18 protein-coding genes and 1 tRNA gene are annotated in these 15,215 nt (G+C 72.3%); 11 read left to right on the top strand and 8 right to left on the bottom strand.

Going from position 1 to position 15,215, the window contains the following annotated elements; all coding sequences use genetic code 11:
- Window positions 1-49 precede the first annotated feature (49 nt).
- From ACGFMK_RS06655 to ACGFMK_RS06645, 3 genes are all read left to right on the top strand, one after another.
- Window positions 50-123: transfer RNA gene (locus ACGFMK_RS06655), tRNA-Leu, on the top strand.
- A gap of 181 nt (window positions 124-304) precedes the next feature.
- On the top strand, window positions 305-562 hold the full coding sequence (locus ACGFMK_RS06650) for a hypothetical protein (RefSeq protein WP_392759040.1): 258 nt from the start codon (window positions 305-307) through the stop codon (window positions 560-562).
- A gap of 54 nt (window positions 563-616) precedes the next feature.
- A complete protein-coding gene (locus ACGFMK_RS06645) occupies window positions 617-1,393 on the top strand; it encodes a hypothetical protein (RefSeq protein ID WP_392759038.1) in 777 nt (258 codons plus the stop codon).
- Here the strand turns inward: ACGFMK_RS06645 and ACGFMK_RS06640 are convergent.
- Window positions 1,380-2,324 (bottom strand): NAD(P)H-binding protein, encoded by a 945-nt coding sequence (locus tag ACGFMK_RS06640; RefSeq protein ID WP_392759036.1) that lies wholly within the window; start codon window positions 2,322-2,324, stop codon window positions 1,380-1,382. The genes ACGFMK_RS06645 and ACGFMK_RS06640 overlap by 14 nt on opposite strands.
- 70 nt (window positions 2,325-2,394) lie before the next feature.
- Between ACGFMK_RS06640 and ACGFMK_RS06635 the strand changes: the two genes are divergently transcribed.
- Together ACGFMK_RS06635 and ACGFMK_RS06630 are read left to right on the top strand one after the other, a co-directional pair.
- A complete protein-coding gene (locus tag ACGFMK_RS06635) occupies window positions 2,395-3,312 on the top strand; it encodes a helix-turn-helix domain-containing protein (RefSeq protein WP_392759034.1) in 918 nt (305 codons plus the stop codon).
- Window positions 3,313-3,320: 8 nt separating this feature from the next.
- On the top strand, window positions 3,321-4,091 hold the full coding sequence (locus ACGFMK_RS06630) for an NAD(P)-binding domain-containing protein (protein ID WP_392759032.1): 771 nt from the start codon (window positions 3,321-3,323) through the stop codon (window positions 4,089-4,091).
- Here the strand turns inward: ACGFMK_RS06630 and ACGFMK_RS06625 are convergent.
- Window positions 4,085-5,167, bottom strand: coding sequence for an aldo/keto reductase (locus ACGFMK_RS06625; protein WP_392759030.1), 1,083 nt, complete (start codon window positions 5,165-5,167; stop codon window positions 4,085-4,087). The two genes, ACGFMK_RS06630 and ACGFMK_RS06625, sit on opposite strands and share 7 nt — an antisense overlap.
- A 117-nt stretch (window positions 5,168-5,284) precedes the next feature.
- Between ACGFMK_RS06625 and ACGFMK_RS06620 the strand changes: the two genes are divergently transcribed.
- The 5 genes from ACGFMK_RS06620 (at window position 5,285) to bcp (ending at window position 9,366) form a co-directional block, all read left to right on the top strand.
- Window positions 5,285-6,172 (top strand): AraC family transcriptional regulator N-terminal domain-containing protein, encoded by an 888-nt coding sequence (locus ACGFMK_RS06620; RefSeq protein ID WP_392759028.1) that lies wholly within the window; start codon window positions 5,285-5,287, stop codon window positions 6,170-6,172.
- Between the two features lie 564 nt (window positions 6,173-6,736).
- Window positions 6,737-7,624: a hypothetical protein gene (locus tag ACGFMK_RS06615; RefSeq protein WP_392759026.1), complete on the top strand. Its 888-nt coding sequence runs from the start codon at window positions 6,737-6,739 to the stop codon at window positions 7,622-7,624.
- Between the two features lie 328 nt (window positions 7,625-7,952).
- Entirely contained in the window at window positions 7,953-8,135 is a 183-nt protein-coding gene (locus tag ACGFMK_RS06610; protein ID WP_323322651.1) for a hypothetical protein, read from the top strand.
- A 193-nt stretch (window positions 8,136-8,328) separates the two neighbouring features.
- Window positions 8,329-8,868 (top strand): hypothetical protein, encoded by a 540-nt coding sequence (locus ACGFMK_RS06605; RefSeq protein ID WP_392759024.1) that lies wholly within the window; start codon window positions 8,329-8,331, stop codon window positions 8,866-8,868.
- A 24-nt stretch (window positions 8,869-8,892) separates the two neighbouring features.
- Complete coding sequence (gene bcp / locus ACGFMK_RS06600; RefSeq protein WP_392759022.1) at window positions 8,893-9,366, top strand: thioredoxin-dependent thiol peroxidase; 474 nt, start codon at window positions 8,893-8,895, stop codon at window positions 9,364-9,366.
- A gap of 534 nt (window positions 9,367-9,900) precedes the next feature.
- Here the strand turns inward: bcp and rdgB are convergent.
- The 5 genes from rdgB to ACGFMK_RS06575 are packed head-to-tail and all read right to left on the bottom strand — an operon-like array spanning window position 9,901 to window position 13,561.
- Window positions 9,901-10,509: an RdgB/HAM1 family non-canonical purine NTP pyrophosphatase gene (gene rdgB / locus ACGFMK_RS06595; RefSeq protein WP_392759020.1), complete on the bottom strand. Its 609-nt coding sequence runs from the start codon at window positions 10,507-10,509 to the stop codon at window positions 9,901-9,903.
- Window positions 10,506-11,282, bottom strand: coding sequence for a ribonuclease PH (rph, locus tag ACGFMK_RS06590; protein WP_392759018.1), 777 nt, complete (start codon window positions 11,280-11,282; stop codon window positions 10,506-10,508). Before rph ends, rdgB begins: the two co-directional genes overlap by 4 nt.
- A gap of 25 nt (window positions 11,283-11,307) precedes the next feature.
- Window positions 11,308-12,075, bottom strand: a complete 768-nt coding sequence (locus tag ACGFMK_RS06585) for an MBL fold metallo-hydrolase (protein WP_392759016.1) — start codon at window positions 12,073-12,075, stop codon at window positions 11,308-11,310.
- Between the two features lie 29 nt (window positions 12,076-12,104).
- Window positions 12,105-12,911, bottom strand: a complete 807-nt coding sequence (gene murI / locus ACGFMK_RS06580) for a glutamate racemase (RefSeq protein WP_392759014.1) — start codon at window positions 12,909-12,911, stop codon at window positions 12,105-12,107.
- Window positions 12,908-13,561 carry a rhomboid family intramembrane serine protease gene (locus ACGFMK_RS06575; RefSeq protein ID WP_392759361.1) on the bottom strand — a complete coding sequence of 218 codons (654 nt, stop codon included), beginning with the start codon at window positions 13,559-13,561 and terminating at the stop codon, window positions 12,908-12,910. Before ACGFMK_RS06575 ends, murI begins: the two co-directional genes overlap by 4 nt.
- A 102-nt stretch (window positions 13,562-13,663) precedes the next feature.
- On the opposite strand from ACGFMK_RS06575, the gene ACGFMK_RS06570 reads away from it, so the two are divergent.
- Entirely contained in the window at window positions 13,664-14,506 is an 843-nt protein-coding gene (locus ACGFMK_RS06570; RefSeq protein WP_392759012.1) for an arylamine N-acetyltransferase, read from the top strand.
- 1 nt (window position 14,507) lies between these two features.
- On the opposite strand, the gene ACGFMK_RS06565 is transcribed toward ACGFMK_RS06570, so the two are convergent.
- Window positions 14,508-15,215 (bottom strand): aspartate/glutamate racemase family protein, encoded by a 708-nt coding sequence (locus ACGFMK_RS06565; RefSeq protein ID WP_392759010.1) that lies wholly within the window; start codon window positions 15,213-15,215, stop codon window positions 14,508-14,510.

Raw genomic sequence — 15,215 nt, 5'->3', positions numbered from 1 at the left:
ACGGCCCGGCGTGGCGGACGCCGCAGCACGCTACGCTTCCGGATGCGCAGGGCCCGTAGCCCAATTGGCAGAGGCACACGGTTTAGGTCCGTGCCAGTGAGAGTTCGAGTCTCTCCGGGCCCACTCGATTCCCCCGCGCCCAGTCGATCGTGACGTGGGGCGCCAGCGCCTTCACCTTCGAATTGACCTGCCGAGCACTACGCATCGCGTGCTGGGCCGGGAAACACGCACGCCACCCATCGAGGTACCCACTGGTACCCTGGTACCACGAGAGCGCTCGCATCACATCGAGGGGAGTCCGGTCATGGCCGCCACCGCGCCGATCAAGGTAGACGCCGCGACCGACGAACTCGTGTCCCACGCGGCTCATTTCCTGTCGCGCTCGAAGAAGGACATCGTCGATGCCGCTGTCCGCGAGTACGTCGACGCTCACCGCGACGAGATCAACGCGGGCGTCAAGGCCGCACTCGGCCAGCTCAACGGCTCCGACGCTGCCGCTGTCTCTTTGATGACCGGATTCAGCGCCGCCGAGATCGACGACCTCGGCGGCCTGCCGAAGTAGCTCAGCGTATGACCGTCGGCACTCGCCGTCACGAGGTTCTCTGATATTTCGATCATGACCCAGGTCCCGATCGGCGTCCGCCCGACGAAGAGATGCCTGGCCGATCTCGGCCTTTCGCTGCCGGACCTCGGCCACCCACTCGAAGAGATCGGCAACCCGGTCGTCGCAGCCGCGCAGGCCGTCCCGGAACTGCGGGACGCCGGCGGGGCCAGCCGAATCCTCGCCTTGCGCGACCGGGTGTGGTTCAAGGTCAAGACCGGCGACCAGCGTGCCGTCGTCACCCGGCTGTACGACGACGGCCTGCCGGAGGGCCTGCCACGCGATGTCGGCAGGTGGTGGATCGGCGCGGCCGGACACCGCCGAGCCGACAGTCCGCAGCGGGACTTCTACGAGTCGATCAAGCGCGAGTGCACCGACGGCAAGACGGTTTCGACCGCACGTCTCCTCCCCGGCGACTGGGACTGGAAGCGCGTCACGGCCGAACAGGCAGTGGCCTGGCGCCGCGAGATGAAGCGAATGGTGATCGACCTCGTCTCCCTGTCGCTCACGACCGGAAACCTCGCCGTGGCCGAGTTCCGACACCATCGCGTCAAGGCTCTGGTGCGTGTCGGCGAGGATCACGAGGCCTACCTGGCGATCATCGCCGAAGGCGTCCCCGATCCGGCGATCTTCGCCTTGCTCCTCGACTGCGTTCCCGGCGTCGCGCCGGACGACTGGCAACCCGAGCCGTCTCCGCTCGCGGAGATGCAGCCGGCGCCCGGCGAGATCATCTGGTCGACGCTGCTCCGTTCGGAAGTGGCGAGCGCGATCCTCGAGCTCAGTCGATCGTGACGTGGGGCGCCAGCGCCTTCAGGAAGTCCGGGGCGTCGAACAGCTCCCCCGCCGACGCGACGCCCTTCGTCTTCGTGCGGCCCGTCAGGATCCGCTCCACCGCCTCCACCGCGAGCGGCGCCGTGACCGCGTAGATGTCCTGGCCGCGCGCCGTGATCCGGCGTTCTTCGCCGCCGGACCGCACCACGACGTCGACCACGAACGTCTCCGGCGCTCCCTCGCGCTCCTGCGCCGCCGACAGGCCCGCGGCCGCCACCGAAGTCAGGTACGTCGTCACCGACGGGACGGCCAGGTGGCTCGGGATCGTGACGACGTCGGCCATCGTGAACTCGCCCAGCACCGGCTGCGGGCCCAGCGGCTCGGGGAACGGCCAAGTCAGCTTCGGCAGCGCGTCGTCGTGGTACTCCAGGCGGCCGCCGGCGAACCGGATGCGCTGGCCGCCACGCCGCGAGTGGGAGACGCGGCCCGCGGCGAGCGTTCCCGCCGTCGGGTGCCAGCCGCTCAGGCCGTACGCGACGTGGATCTCGTCCGCGCTCGTCCAGTCGCCCATGGCCGCGGTGGCCAGCAGGTCGCCGAGCCCGCCGAAGAACGCCATCGCCGGGACGACGACGCCGTCCGCGGCGCGCGCGAACGTGTCGAGGTTGGCCTCGAGTTCGGCCGCGACGTCCACATAGGGCGCGCCCGCCCGCTGCGCCGCCTCGATCAGCGGCGCGGCCGTCTCGGCGAAGGGCCCCGCCGTGTTGATCACCGCGGCCACGCCCGCCAGCGCGCGGTCGAGCGACGCCGGGTCGTCGACCGTCGCCACCCGGCCGCCGGGCAGGCGCGCCGCGTCACGGCCGGAGAGGATCGGCTCGAACCCGCGTTCGCGCAGCTCGGCCACCACGAAACGCCCGGTGTGCCCGTAGGCGCCGTAAACCAGTACCGATGTCATTCAGCCATCCTCACGACGGCGGCGTCGCGCGACCAGTGTCCGGAACGCCATCATGCGTACAATTCCGGACATGAAGACAGTGGCGCTCGCCGCGACCGACGGGATGCTGTCGTTCGAGCTGGCCATCGCGTCGGAGGTCTTCGGCGAGAACCCCCGGTACGACTTCGCCGTCTGCGGCTCGGCCCCGGTCCTGGTCGGCCGGTTCCGGCTGGCGCCGGAGCACGGGTTCGACCGGCTGGCGCGCTCCGACACCGTGCTCGTCCCGGGCTGGGCCGACGTCGACGTGGACCCGCCGGCCGACCTGCTCGACGCTGTGCGCGAAGCTCACCAGCGCGGCGCGCGGGTGGCGTCGCTGTGCACCGGCGCGTTCGTGCTGGCCGCCGCCGGCCTGCTCGACGGGCTGCGCGCGACGACCCACTGGGCCCACACCGGCGCGCTCGCCGCGCGTTATCCCGGCATCCAGGTCGACCCGGACGTGCTCTACGTCGACAACGGCAGCGTCCTGACGTCGGCGGGCAAGGCCGCGGCGATGGACCTGTGCCTGCACCTGGTCCGCACCGACCACGGCTCGGCCGTCGCCAACTCGATCGCCCGGCTCCTGGTCGTGCCCCCGCACCGCGACGGCGGGCAGGCCCAGTTCGTCCCCGCCCCGGTGCCCGACCGGGCCGACCACCCGCTGACCGAGCTGTTCCCGTGGGCGGCCGAGCGGCTGGACCGGCCGCTGTCGGTCGACGACCTGGCGCGGCAGGCCAACATGAGCGCCCGCACCCTGACCCGCCACTTCCACGCGGTCACCGGCACCACCCCGCTGCAGTGGCTGCTGACCCAGCGCATCCGCCGCGCCCAGGAGCTGCTGGAGACGTCGGCGAGCAGCGTGGACGCCATCGCGGAGGCGGTCGGCATGGGCACGGCGACGACGTTGCGCCGCCACTTCCACCGGACGGTCGGCGTGGCCCCGGACGCCTACCGCCGCACGTTCCGCGGTTAGGGTTCGCCATGCAGTCGTACGGGTTCGTGGGCACCGGCGAGATCACCGCCGCGATCGTGGAAGGCCTCGGCACCGGCGTCGCCGACCCGCCGGACGTCTTCCTGTCGCCGCGCAACCACGACGTCGCGCACGCCCTGGCCGCCCGGTTCCCGAACGTGCGGGTGTGCGGCACCAACCAGGAAGTGCTCGACCGCACCACCACGATCGTCGTCGCGGTACGCCCGCAGGTCGCGCGGGAGGTGCTGACCGGCCTCGTCTTCCGGCCGGCGCACGTGGTGGTCAGCGTGCTGGCCGGGGTGTCGCTGGAGCAACTGCGGGAGTGGACCGCGCCGGCCGCCCGGCAGGTCCGGTCCATCCCGCTGCCGACCGTGAGCCGGGGCGCCGGCCGCACCGCCGTCTACCCCGACGACCCCGTCGCCCGGACGTTGTTCGAGAGCGTCGGCGACGTCGTCGTCCCGCGGGACGAGCCGGCCTTGGCCACGTTCTCCACGGCGACCGCCACCTTCGCCGCGCACCTCGACCAGCTGGCCACCATCGCGCACTGGATGACCGAGCACGGCGTCGCGTCCGAAGAGGCCGACGCCTACGTGGCGCACGTCTTCGGTGAGCTGGGCCGGACGCTGCTCCAGCACTCCGGCACGCTCGAGGACCTGGCCGGGAAACACATGACCCCGGGCGGCATCAACGAGCAGTTCCTGGCCGACCTGCGTGGCGACGGCCTGCGCGACAGCGTCCGGAAGAGCCTCGACGCCGTCCTGGCCCGAGTGAGCGGTCAGTAGCGGACGTCGCTCTGCAGCAGGGGCGGGTAGACCGCCGACGGCTCGCCGTCGACCGTGGTGCCCGCGAACTGGAGCATCGCGCGCTGGGCGCCGTGCATCGGGGCCGGGTAGTCCAGCGTCGGCGCCGACACCTCGTCCAGCCGCGCGAGCTGGTCGGCCGCGAGGGTGATCTCCAGCGCCGCGAGGTTGCCGGTCAGGTGTTCCAGGCGCCGCGCGCCGACGATCGGGACCACCGTGCCCGGGCGGGCGCGCAGCCAGGCCAGGGACACCGCCGCGGAGGTCGTGCCGAGCTCGTCGGCGATCGCCGCGACGACGTCGATGACCGCGAACTCCGCGTCGCCCGGGCCGCCGACGTACGCCGTGCGGGCCGAGTCGGCGACGTCGGCGCCGCGGCGGTACTTGCCGGACAGGAAGCCGTTCTTCAGCGGGCTCCACGGGGTCAGCGCGATCCCCTGGTCGAGCGCCAGCGGGCCGAGCTCACCCTCGACCGTGCGGGCCAGCAGCGAGTACTCGACCTGCAGCGCGATCAGCGGCGTCCAGCCGCGCAGCTGCGCGGTCGTCTGGGCCTGCGCGGTGACCCACGCCGGGGTGTTGGAGAACCCGACGTACCGGATCTTGCCCGCGCGCACCAGGTCGTCGAGGGTCCGCATGGTCTCCTCGATCGGCGTGCCGCGGTCCCAGTTGTGCAGCCAGTAGAGGTCGAGGTAGTCGGTCCGCAGGCGCCGCAGCGTCTGCTCCAGCTGGGCGATGATCGACGCCCGGCCCGCGCCGCCGCCGTTCGGGTCGCCGGGGAACATGTTGCCGAAGAACTTCGAGGCGAGCACGACGTGCTGCCGCCGGCCGGGCTGGGCGGCGAAGAAGTCGCCGAGGATCTTCTCCGAGTGGCCGTTGGTGTAGAAGTTGGCCGTGTCGACGAAGTTCCCGCCCCGGTCGAGGTAGGAGGCGAGGATCTTCTCGGACTCCTCGACACTGCAGCCGGCACCGCCCGGGTCCTCGCCGAAGGTCATCGCGCCGAGGGCGAACGGGCTGACGCGCAGCCCGGACCGGCCGAGGGTGACGTAGTGGTCGAGTGACATGAAACGCTCCTTGCGTGTCGGATCGGCTACTACCAGGAAACGCGATTCACCAGCTCAGTGGTAGATCGATCCACGCGGCCTCTTGCACATTCCTGCCGGAGTTGATTGTGTCGAGTCATGCTCCTCGCCGAGATCCGCGACCTCGTCGCCGCGCACGCCCGCCCGGACCTGCGGACGCGCGTGCCGGGCCTGCTCCTGTCCAAAGTGGACTCCGCCGAGCCGCACCACTCGCTGACCGAGCCGCTGCTGGTCGTCATGGCGCAGGGCGGCAAGCGCCTGTTGCTCGGCGAGCAGGTGCACGAATACCGCACCGGGCAGTACCTGCTCGTCACCACGGACCTGCCGGTGACCGGCCACTTCGTCGACGCGTCACCGCAGACGCCCGCCTTGGGCATGGGCCTGGAGCTGCGGCCCGCGGCCATCGCGCCCCTGCTGCTGGAGACGCCGCCCCGGCCGCGGCCGCGCGACACGTCCCCCATCGCGACCGGCGACGCCGGCGTCGACCTGCTCGATGCCACCGCCCGGCTGCTGCGCCTGCTCGACCACCCCGCGGATGTGCCGGTGCTGGCCCCGCTGATCGAGCGGGAGATCCTCTGGCGCCTGCTCACCGGCCCGCACGGCGGCCTGCTGCGCCAGATCGGGCTGGCCGACAGCAGCCTGTCCCACGTCAGCCGCGCGATCCGCTGGGTCCGCGAGAACTACGCCGAGCCGATGCGCATCGACGAGCTGGCGCGCCTGACCGGAATGAGCCCGTCGGCGTTCCACCGGCACTTCCGCGCGGTGACGTCGATGAGCCCGCTGCAGTTCCAGAAGCGCATCCGGCTGCAGGAGGCGCGGTCCCTGCTGGTCGCCGACGCGGGCGACGTCGCGGGTGTCGGGCACCTGGTCGGCTACGACAGCCCGTCGCAGTTCAACCGCGAGTACCGCCGGCTGTTCGGCGCCCCGCCCGGCCAGGACGCGGCCCGGCTGCGCGAGGCCGCCGCCCCGGCGCCGCAGCTGCCCTGACCGGCGCGACGCCTTCACGCCGAGGGCCCACTCGCCGGTGCCGCGGACCGACGCGCCACCGGATCGGGACGCGACAAGGCCGCCCGCTCAGGCGCGAGCCGCCAACAGCGAAGCCGCCGCAGCTGCCCGAGCGGCTCATCCGGCCTCACGCCGACCACTCACCCCGCGGCCGCTGCCAGCCGACGCACCGCCGGATCCGGACGCGGCGACGTCGCCCGCTCAGGCGCGGCCACCCGCCCGCCGGACCCGAACGCGGCGAGGTCGGCCAGTGCGGACGAAGCCTCAGCAGCTGGCCTGACCGGCGCCTCCGCCTTCACGCCGACCGGGTGCCCGCCGCTGACCGCCGGCTGAAGCGCCGCCGGATCCGGACGCGGCGAGGTAACCCGCGAAGGCCGCCGCAGTCGCCTTGAGCAGCACCGCGTCTTCAGTCCAACCGCCCCCTCGCCGGTGCCGCCACTGCACCGCCGGACCCGAACGCGGCGACGGCGGCCCAGCCCGCCCGACGCCGCCCCGACGCGCCGATCCGTTCAAGACCGCCGCCTCAGCGGGTGCGACCCTGGCCGGGTGACTGCGAACCTTTCCGCGGCGGCGTCCTTCATGGCCACGCACGCCCGGCTCCTCGACCGACGCCGTTTCGAGCTGCTGGAGGGCAAGACCGACGCGCAAGCCGTGCTCGCCGCCGTTGACGGCTACCGCAATCCCGACGGTGGGTACGGCTGGGGCCTGGAGCCGGACCTGCGGGCGCCGGAAAGCCAGCCCGGTGGCGCTCTGCACGCGTTCGAGGTCTTCGAGGACATCGCGCCCGACACCTCGCCGCACGCGGCCGTGCTCTGTGACTGGCTGGCGCAGGCGTCCCGTCCCAACGGCGGGCTGCCGTTCGCGCTGCCGGTGGCCGACCCGGCCGGCTGCGCGCCGTTCTGGGTCCAGGCCGATCCGGCGGAAGCCACGCTGCAGAGCACGGCCTTCGCGGCCGCCGTCGCCCTGCGCGTCGCGCGTCACGACCGGGCCGTGCGCGAACACCCCTGGCTGGCCGGGGCGACGCGGTACTGCTTCGACGCCATCCGGGCCCTTTCCGAGGCGCCGCACGCGATCGCGCTCTCGTTCGCGGTGCAGTTCGCCGACGCCGCCCACGACCTCCACCCCGAGGCGGGCGAGCTGCTGGACCACCTCGGCGCGTTCGTCCCGGCCGACGGCCTGGCCGCGGTGGCCGGCGGTTCCGAGGGCGAGACCCTGCGCGCCCTCGACTTCGCGCCCCTGCCGGACCGGCCGGCGCGGGCGTTGTTCTCCCAGGACGTGATCGACGCCGAGCTAAGGCGGCTCGCCGGGGAGCAGCAGGACGACGGCGGCTGGCGGGTCGACTTCGCGAGCTACTCGCCCGCGGCCGAGCTCGAATGGCGCGGGTACGCCACGGTGCGTGCCGTGTCGGTGCTGCAGCGCAACGACGTCGTCTGAGAACGCCGAAAAGCTCTACACGAGTGACGCCGAGGTTCACTCGACCGTGGGGCATCGGATTGCGGGCGGTGAGGGGATCACCCAGCGCGACCGCCTCTGTCCCACCGATCGGGTCCGGCGAAAGCGCGCCGCCCGAGGACCGGACCACTCGGCGTGGCACGGTCCCGGTCGGCCGCCGTCCACGACGTCCGATCGAAGGCGTCGAACGCGCTCGAATGAGCGGGCGGCCGGGCCCGTCCCGGGACGAAATTCCTGATCATCACGCGCCTTCCGGTCTCCGGCGCCGAACCCGTAGGGTGACGGGGAAGCCCGTACCCGGAGGTGAACCATGGCGTCGCGGAACCCGTTCGGCTGGTTCGCCCGGTGGGCGGACTGGTTCGAGGAACGCGGCGTCTACGTGCCCGGCGAGGAGAGCCGCGCGGTCGACCCGGTCCGCGATTTCGGCTGGCTCATGGCCGCTTGGGTGGCCGGGGTGGCGATCTTCATCCTGCTGTTCGCGCTCGCCGTTTAAGTGGCATGTAGGTGGTGATTGTCACCACCCGTGCCGTTCCGGTCACGGATTGGCCACGGGGCGGCACCAGGTGCGCGACAACCCCCCGTGGCGCCTCGTAACCCCGAGCGATCACGGCCAGAGTGGAGCGGGTTCGCCCGGCACACCCCGCTGCCGAACGGCATCCCCCGAACCGCCGACTGGAGTACCCGCGATGGCGCTCGCGCGCACGTGCAAGATCATGTTCACCTCAGGACTGCTGGGCCTGGCGGTGGCGTGCGGGGTCCCTTCGGCGCAGGAAGGCACCGCCGCGCTCGGCGCGGGCGGCTCCCCCGCCGGCGCCGCGGCCGCGCAGGCGGGCAACGACCTGAAGTTCGGCGCCGACCACCGGTTCGCCAGCGGCCTCACCATCTCGGTCGGCTCGCCCCAGTCGTTCAAGCCCAGCCAGTCGGCGTACCCGCAGAGCCCGCGCGGCGCGGCCTTCGACGTCCAGCTGACGAACGCCGGCTCCGCGACGTACAAGCTCTCCGGCCTCACGGTCACGGCCACCGAGCAGGGCACGGCCGTCAAGCAGGTCGTCGACACGACGCAGGGCTTCACCGGCATCGCCGACGCCGGCAAGGACGTGCTGCCGGGCCGCTCGGTGCACGTCACCTTCGCCTTCGCGATGCCGCAGGACCAGACGCAGCTCCGGCTGCGGATCCGGCCGAGCACGACCGAAGAAGCCGTGGTCACGTATTGCGGAACCGCCTGAGCCGGCGCCCGTTAGGCTCGACGCATGACCGATCGCCTCTCCCCGGGTGACGACGCCCCGGACTTCACCCTGCCCGACAGCGAGGGCAAGGAGGTCTCCCTGCGCGACTTCCGCGGCAAGTCCGTGGTCGTCTACTTCTACCCGGCGGCGAGCACGCCGGGCTGCACCAAGCAGGCCTGCGACTTCCGCGACAACCTCGCCGAGCTGAACGACGCCGGCTACCAGGTGGTCGGCATCTCGCCGGACAAGCAGGCGAAGCTCGCGAAGTTCGTCGAGAAGGAAGAGCTGACCTTCCCGCTGCTGGGTGACCAGGAGAAGACCGTCATCACCGAGTGGGGCGCGTACGGCGAGAAGGTGAACTACGGCAAGAAGTACATGGGCGTGATCCGCTCGACGTTCGTCGTCGACCCGGAGGGCAAGATCGCCCACGCCTTCTACAACGTCCGCGCGACCGGCCACGTGGCGAAGCTGATCCGGGACCTCGGCCTGGCCGCCTGATCACCGCCTGACCGCTCGCTCCGGGTGCTCGCCGCGGCCGTGCCGGCCGCGGCGACGCTCGCGCCCCCAGCCGCCGGCACGCACGAAAGCTGCACCGCGACACTCGTCGCCGCTGCGGGCACTGCTTGGGCGCGCCGAAGGAGGGCCCGCGCAGCGATGAAGTGCCGGTGTCATGCGGCCAGTGGGGCGTGCCGCAGTTCACCGAAAAGGTCACGAGGCCGCTGTACCGGCGGGCCGGTCGTGAGTGAGAAACGGTGCTCTGACACTGTTTCTCACTCACGAAGCGCGTACGACGAAGTCCTCGCCAGCGACCTGGTCCGCCACCTCGAAACCCTGGGCACGGTCCTGGAGGTCTTCGGGCCTGGCTTCAGCCCGCGGTCCCTCGCACTCGGCCGCCCCGAAGGCGGCACCTCACCTCGGTGCGCCAGCTGTTCCGGTGAACGCCCGGCTCACCGTCAGCGCCTTCCGCAAGGCGTGGCAACCGAAGACCGTCCGCCCGCCGGGCGAAGACGACCGTCCACAAACGACCGGCGGCTAGCCCTCCGCCAGCTCCCGCAGCGCCGGCAGCAGCGCCCGCAGCGCCCGTCCCCGGTGCGAGACGGCGTCCTTTTCGGACGGCTCCATCTCCGCCGACGTCCGGGTCTCCCCGTCCGGGCGGAAGATCGGGTCGTAACCGAAACCGTTGGTGCCCCGACGTGAACGCTCCAGCGTTCCGCGCCACTCGCCGCGCACAACGGTTTCCTCACCGGAGGTCAGCACGAGGGCCGCCGCGCAGACGAACTGGGCGCCGCGACGCTCGTCCGGCACATCACGAAGCTGCCCCAGCACCAGGTTCAGGTTGGCGTCGTCGTCGCCGTGGGCGCCCGACCAGCGGGCCGACAGCACGCCCGGCATGCCGTTCAGCGCGTCCACCGCGATGCCCGAGTCGTCGGCGATGGCCGGCAGGCCGCACGCCGCCACCGCGTCGCGGGCCTTCGCCACCGCGTTGCCCTCGAAGTCCGGCGCGGTCTCCGGCGCCTCGGGGAACGAGGGGACGTCCGCCAGCCCGAGGACCTCGATGCCGGAGATGCCCTCGGCGAGCAGGATCCGCCGAAGCTCGCCGAGCTTCTTCGCGTTGCGGGTGGCCAGAAGCAGCTTCGTCACTTCGAGCCCTTCTTCTTGTCCGGACGCGGTTCCGGCAGCTCACCCGGGTACGGCAGCGCCAGCGCCTCGTTCTGCAGGCGGGTCAGCTCCTCGCAGCCGGCCTGGGCCAGGTCCAGCATCTTGTCCAAAGTGGACCGCGCGAAGGTGGCGCCCTCGCCGGTGCCCTGGACCTCGATCAGCGTGCCCGCGTCGGTGGCCACCACGTTCATGTCGACCTCGGCGCGCGAGTCCTCCTCGTACGGCAGGTCGAGGCGCACCCGGCCGTCGACGACGCCGACGCTCACCGCGGCCACCGAGGACGACAGCGGCTGCGGGTCGTTGAGCCGGTTCGCCGCGGACAGCCAGGTGATGGCGTCCGCGAGCGCGACGTAACCGCCGGTCACCGCGGCCGTGCGGGTGCCGCCGTCGGCCTGGATGACGTCGCAGTCGATGACGATCGTGTTCTCGCCCAGCGCGGCCAGGTCGATGCAGGCGCGCAGCGAGCGGCCGATCAGCCGGGAGATCTCGTGGGTACGGCCGCCGATGCGGCCCTTGACCGATTCGCGGTCACTCCGCGTGTTCGTCGCGGACGGCAGCATCGCGTACTCGGCCGTGACCCAGCCGAGGCCGGAGCCGGCCCGCCAGCGCGGCACCCCTTCGGTGACACTCGCGGCGCACAGGACCCGCGTGTTGCCGAATTCGATCAGCACGGACCCCGCCGGCCACTGCTGGAATCCCCGGGTGATCTTGATGTCGCGGAGCTGGTCGTCGTTCCTGCCATCTTTTCGAGCCACGAAGAGCACTCTAGGACCGCACCGGTCAGACGTCGTAGACGGCACCCTGCTTGACGACCTCGGCCGCCGGGAACTCGGCCGCGGCCTCGGCCAGCACCGCTCCCGGATCGGTCCACGGCGCGATGTGCGTCAGCAGCAGCCGCCCGACACCGGCGTCGCGCGCCAGCTCACCCGCCTGCTTGCCGGACAGGTGCACCCCCGCCGGGCGCTCCGCCGAGTCCGTCCAGGACGCTTCGGCGAGCAGCAGGTCGACGCCGTCGGCGAGCTCGTTCAGCGCCCGGCACGGGCCGGTGTCTCCGGTGAAGGCGAGGATCCGTCCGCCGTAGGAGACGCGCAGGCCGAACGCCGGGGTCGGGTGGTCCACCTCGACCGCGACCACCTCGAACGGCCCGATCCGGAACGGCTCGGGTCGCAGCGGGTGGAAGGCGTAGACGTCGGACAGGTCCGTGCCGGCCCGCTCGGTCTCGTTGGGCGCGTACGCGTTCGCGAGCCGGACCGGCGCGTCGGCGGGCCCGTACAGCGGCAGCAGCCGCGGGCGGGCCGGGTACGGCGGCGCCGGGTGGTAGCGGCGCAGGACGGTGAGTGCGCTGACGTCGGCGCAGTGATCGGGATGCAGGTGGGTGAGCACGAGCGCGCCGAGGTCGAACGGATCGGCCACGGCCTGCAGTTGCGCCAGCGTGCCGTTGCCCAGTTCGAGGCCGAGCAGGAAGCCCTCGGCCTCGACCAGGTAACCGGACGCGGCGGCGTTCGGCCCGGGGATGCTGCCGGAGCACCCGAGGATGGTCAGTCGCACTTCGCCACCCTAAGCGCCGGAAGGTGTGATCACGCGGTGGTGGGAGCGAGGACACCCGGGGCGAAGCCCATGAAGCGCTGGGCGAGCCGGGTGAACGGCTCGGCCGAGCCGGTGGCCAGGAACTCGTGCCGCGGCGGGGTTTCCCTGGTCGTCAGCAGGTCCCGCTCGGTCAGCACGCGGACGACGTCCTTCGCGGTCTCGTCGGCGCTGCTCACCAGGGTGACCTCCTGGCCCATGACGATCTGCAGCACCCCCTGCAGCAGCGGGTAGTGCGTGCAGCCGAGCACGACCGTGTCGACCTCGGCGTCCAGCAGCGGCTGCAGGTACCCCTGCGCGAGCCCGAGCACCTGCCGCCCCGACGTGATGCCGCGCTCGACGAAGTCCACGAACCGCGGGCAGGCGACGCTGGTGAGCGTGATGCCCGGCGCCGCGGCGAAGGCGTCCTCGTAGGCCCGCGACCGGACGGTGCCCTCGGTGCCGATCACGCCGACGCGCCCGGTGTGCGTCGCGACGACGGCGCGGCGCGCGGCCGGCAGGACGACCTCGATCACCGGGACGTCGTAGCGCTCGCGCGCGTCGCGCAGGCAGGCCGCGGACGCCGTGTTGCAGGCGATCACCAAAGCCTTCACCCCGCTCTCGACGATCTCGTCGAGCGCCGCGAGCGCGTAGCTGCGGGCGGTGGCGATCGGGAGCGGGCCGTACGGGTTGTGCGCCGTGTCGCCGACGTAGCGGAGCTGCTCGGCGGGCAGCTGCTCGAGGATCGCCCGCGCGACCGTCAGCCCGCCGACGCCGGAATCGAACACACCGATCGGGGCATCAGCGAGCGGCAGGGTCACACCTCGAGGTTACCCGTGACCGCGGGAGCGGTTTTGCGCGACTTCCCCGTGCGGCTGGTCAGCCAGGCCGCCAGGACCCCGGCCAGCGCGCCGAAGACGTGCCCCTGCCAGGAGACGCCGGTGTTGCCCGGCAGCAGGCCCAGCAGCATCCCGCTCCAGATGCCCAGCAGCACCACGGCGACCAGGATCTGCCCGGCCGCGCGGTTGAAGATGCCGCGGACCAGCAGGTAGGCGAGCCAGCCGAAGGCCAGCCCGGACGCGCCGACGGTGACCGCGTTCGCCGGCCCGATCAGCCACACGCCGAGCCCGGACACGAGCCAGATGATGGCCGTGACCAGCGCGAACCGGCCGATCCCGGCGGCCATCGCGAGGAAGGAGAACAGCAGCACCGGCACCGTGTTGGCGAACAGGTGCGACCAGCCGACGTGCAGCACGGGGGCGAACAGCACACCGTCGAGGCCGGACAGCTCGCGCGAGTGGATGCCGCCCTGGGTCAGGTCGCCGGGCAGGATCACGTCGGCCAGCTCGACCAGGTAGAGCAGCAGGGTGAAGGACAACGCGACGAGCGCGGCCGCCTTCGGTTTCGGCGGCAGCACGCGCTTGCGGGCGTCGGTCGCGGTGTCGGAAGCCGGGTCCGGGGTCACAGGCAGGGTGCTCACGTCTTCGAGGCTACGTCCGGGTCCGGTGGCCCCGCCTCGGGTGAAATCCCTGATCCGGGGTTTTTGTCGGTGGTCGCCGCTAGCGTTCGAGCCATGGATGTCACCGGATATCTGGAGCGGCTCGGCCTCGACGCGGAGCCGCCGAGCCTGGCCGCGCTGGGGCGGCTGCACACCGCGCACGTCGAGCGCGTGCCGTACGAGGCGATCGAGGTCCAGCTGGGCCGGCCGACACCGCTGGCGCCGTCGGCGTCGCTGGCGCGGATCCTGCGGGGCCGCGGCGGCTACTGCTACCACCTCAACGGCGCCTTTTCGGCGCTGCTGCGCGAGCTCGGCTACGACGTCACGCGGCACCTGGGCGGGGTGCAGGGCAGCGCGTCCGACGCGCCGAACGTCGACCGGAACCACCTGGCGCTGACCGTCACCGGCCTGCCGGAGGACCCGTCGGCGACGTGGCTGGTGGACGCCGGGCTGGGTGACGGCATCCACGAGCCACTGCCCCTACGGGAAGGCACCTACACCCAAGGCCCGCACACCTACCGGCTGCGGCCGTCGGAGGTGGTGCCGGGCGGCTGGCGGTTCGACCACGACCCGTCGGGCAGCTTCACCGGCTTCGACTTCGCGCCGGGCCCGGCCGAGATGGCCGACTTCACCGAGAAGCACGCGTGGCTGTCGACGGCGCCGGAGTCCGGCTTCGTGCGGGTCTGCGTCATCCAGCGGCGGGACGCGGCGGGCATCGACACCCTGCGAGCGCTCACCTTGAGCCGTCACGGCGCCAAGGAACTGATCGAGTCGCCCGAAGCCTGGTGGACGGCGGCGGGTGACGTTTTCGGGATCCCATCGGCGTTGTTCACGGCCGAGGAGCGCGACCGGTTGTGGCGCAACGTCGTCACCCAGCACGAGGCGCACACGAGCGGCGGGCCGGAGGTCGCCGGGTGACTCAAGCGGGCAGCGGGGCCTTGCCGAGGGCGAAGTCGACGGCGGCCTCGGCGTGCAGCCGGGTCGTCGGGAACGTCGGCACCGCGCTGTCTTCGGGACCCACCAGCAGCTCGATCTCGGTGCACCCGTAGATCACGCCTTCGGCCCCGGCCTCGACGAGCCGCGCGATCACGCCCCGGTAGGCCTCGCGCGACTCCGGCTTGACGACGCCGAGCACCAGTTCGTCGTAGATGATCCGGTGCACCAGGTCGCGGTCGCCGGCGGCCGGCACGAGCACGTCGAGGCCGTGTGCGGCGAGCCGTTCGCGGTAGAACGGCTGGCTCATGGTGAACCCGGTCCCGAGCAGCCCGACCCGGCGGATCCCGGCGGCCGTGACGGCGGCCGCCGTCGCGTCGGCGAGGTGCAGCAGCGGAATGCCCAGGCCGTCGGTCAGCTGCTCGGCGACCTTGTGCATGGTGTTGGTGCAGAGCACGACGAAGTCGGCACCGGCCGCCTCCAGCGCGCGAGCGGCGCGGTTCAGCTCCGTGCCCGCGTCGTCCCAGCGGCCCTCGGCCTGCATCGCTTCGATCGTGGCGAAGTCCACCGAATACAGCACCGTGTGGGCCGAGTGGAAGCCCCCGAGCGCGGCTTTCACCCGTTCGTTCATCAGCCGGTAGTACTCACTGGACGATTCCCAGCTCATCCCGCCGAGCAGCCCGATGACCTTCAT

The organism is Amycolatopsis sp. NPDC049252 (genome assembly GCF_043197175.1).
Lineage (GTDB): Bacteria > Actinomycetota > Actinomycetes > Mycobacteriales > Pseudonocardiaceae > Amycolatopsis.
This window is presented reverse-complemented; position numbering and strand designations above follow the sequence as displayed.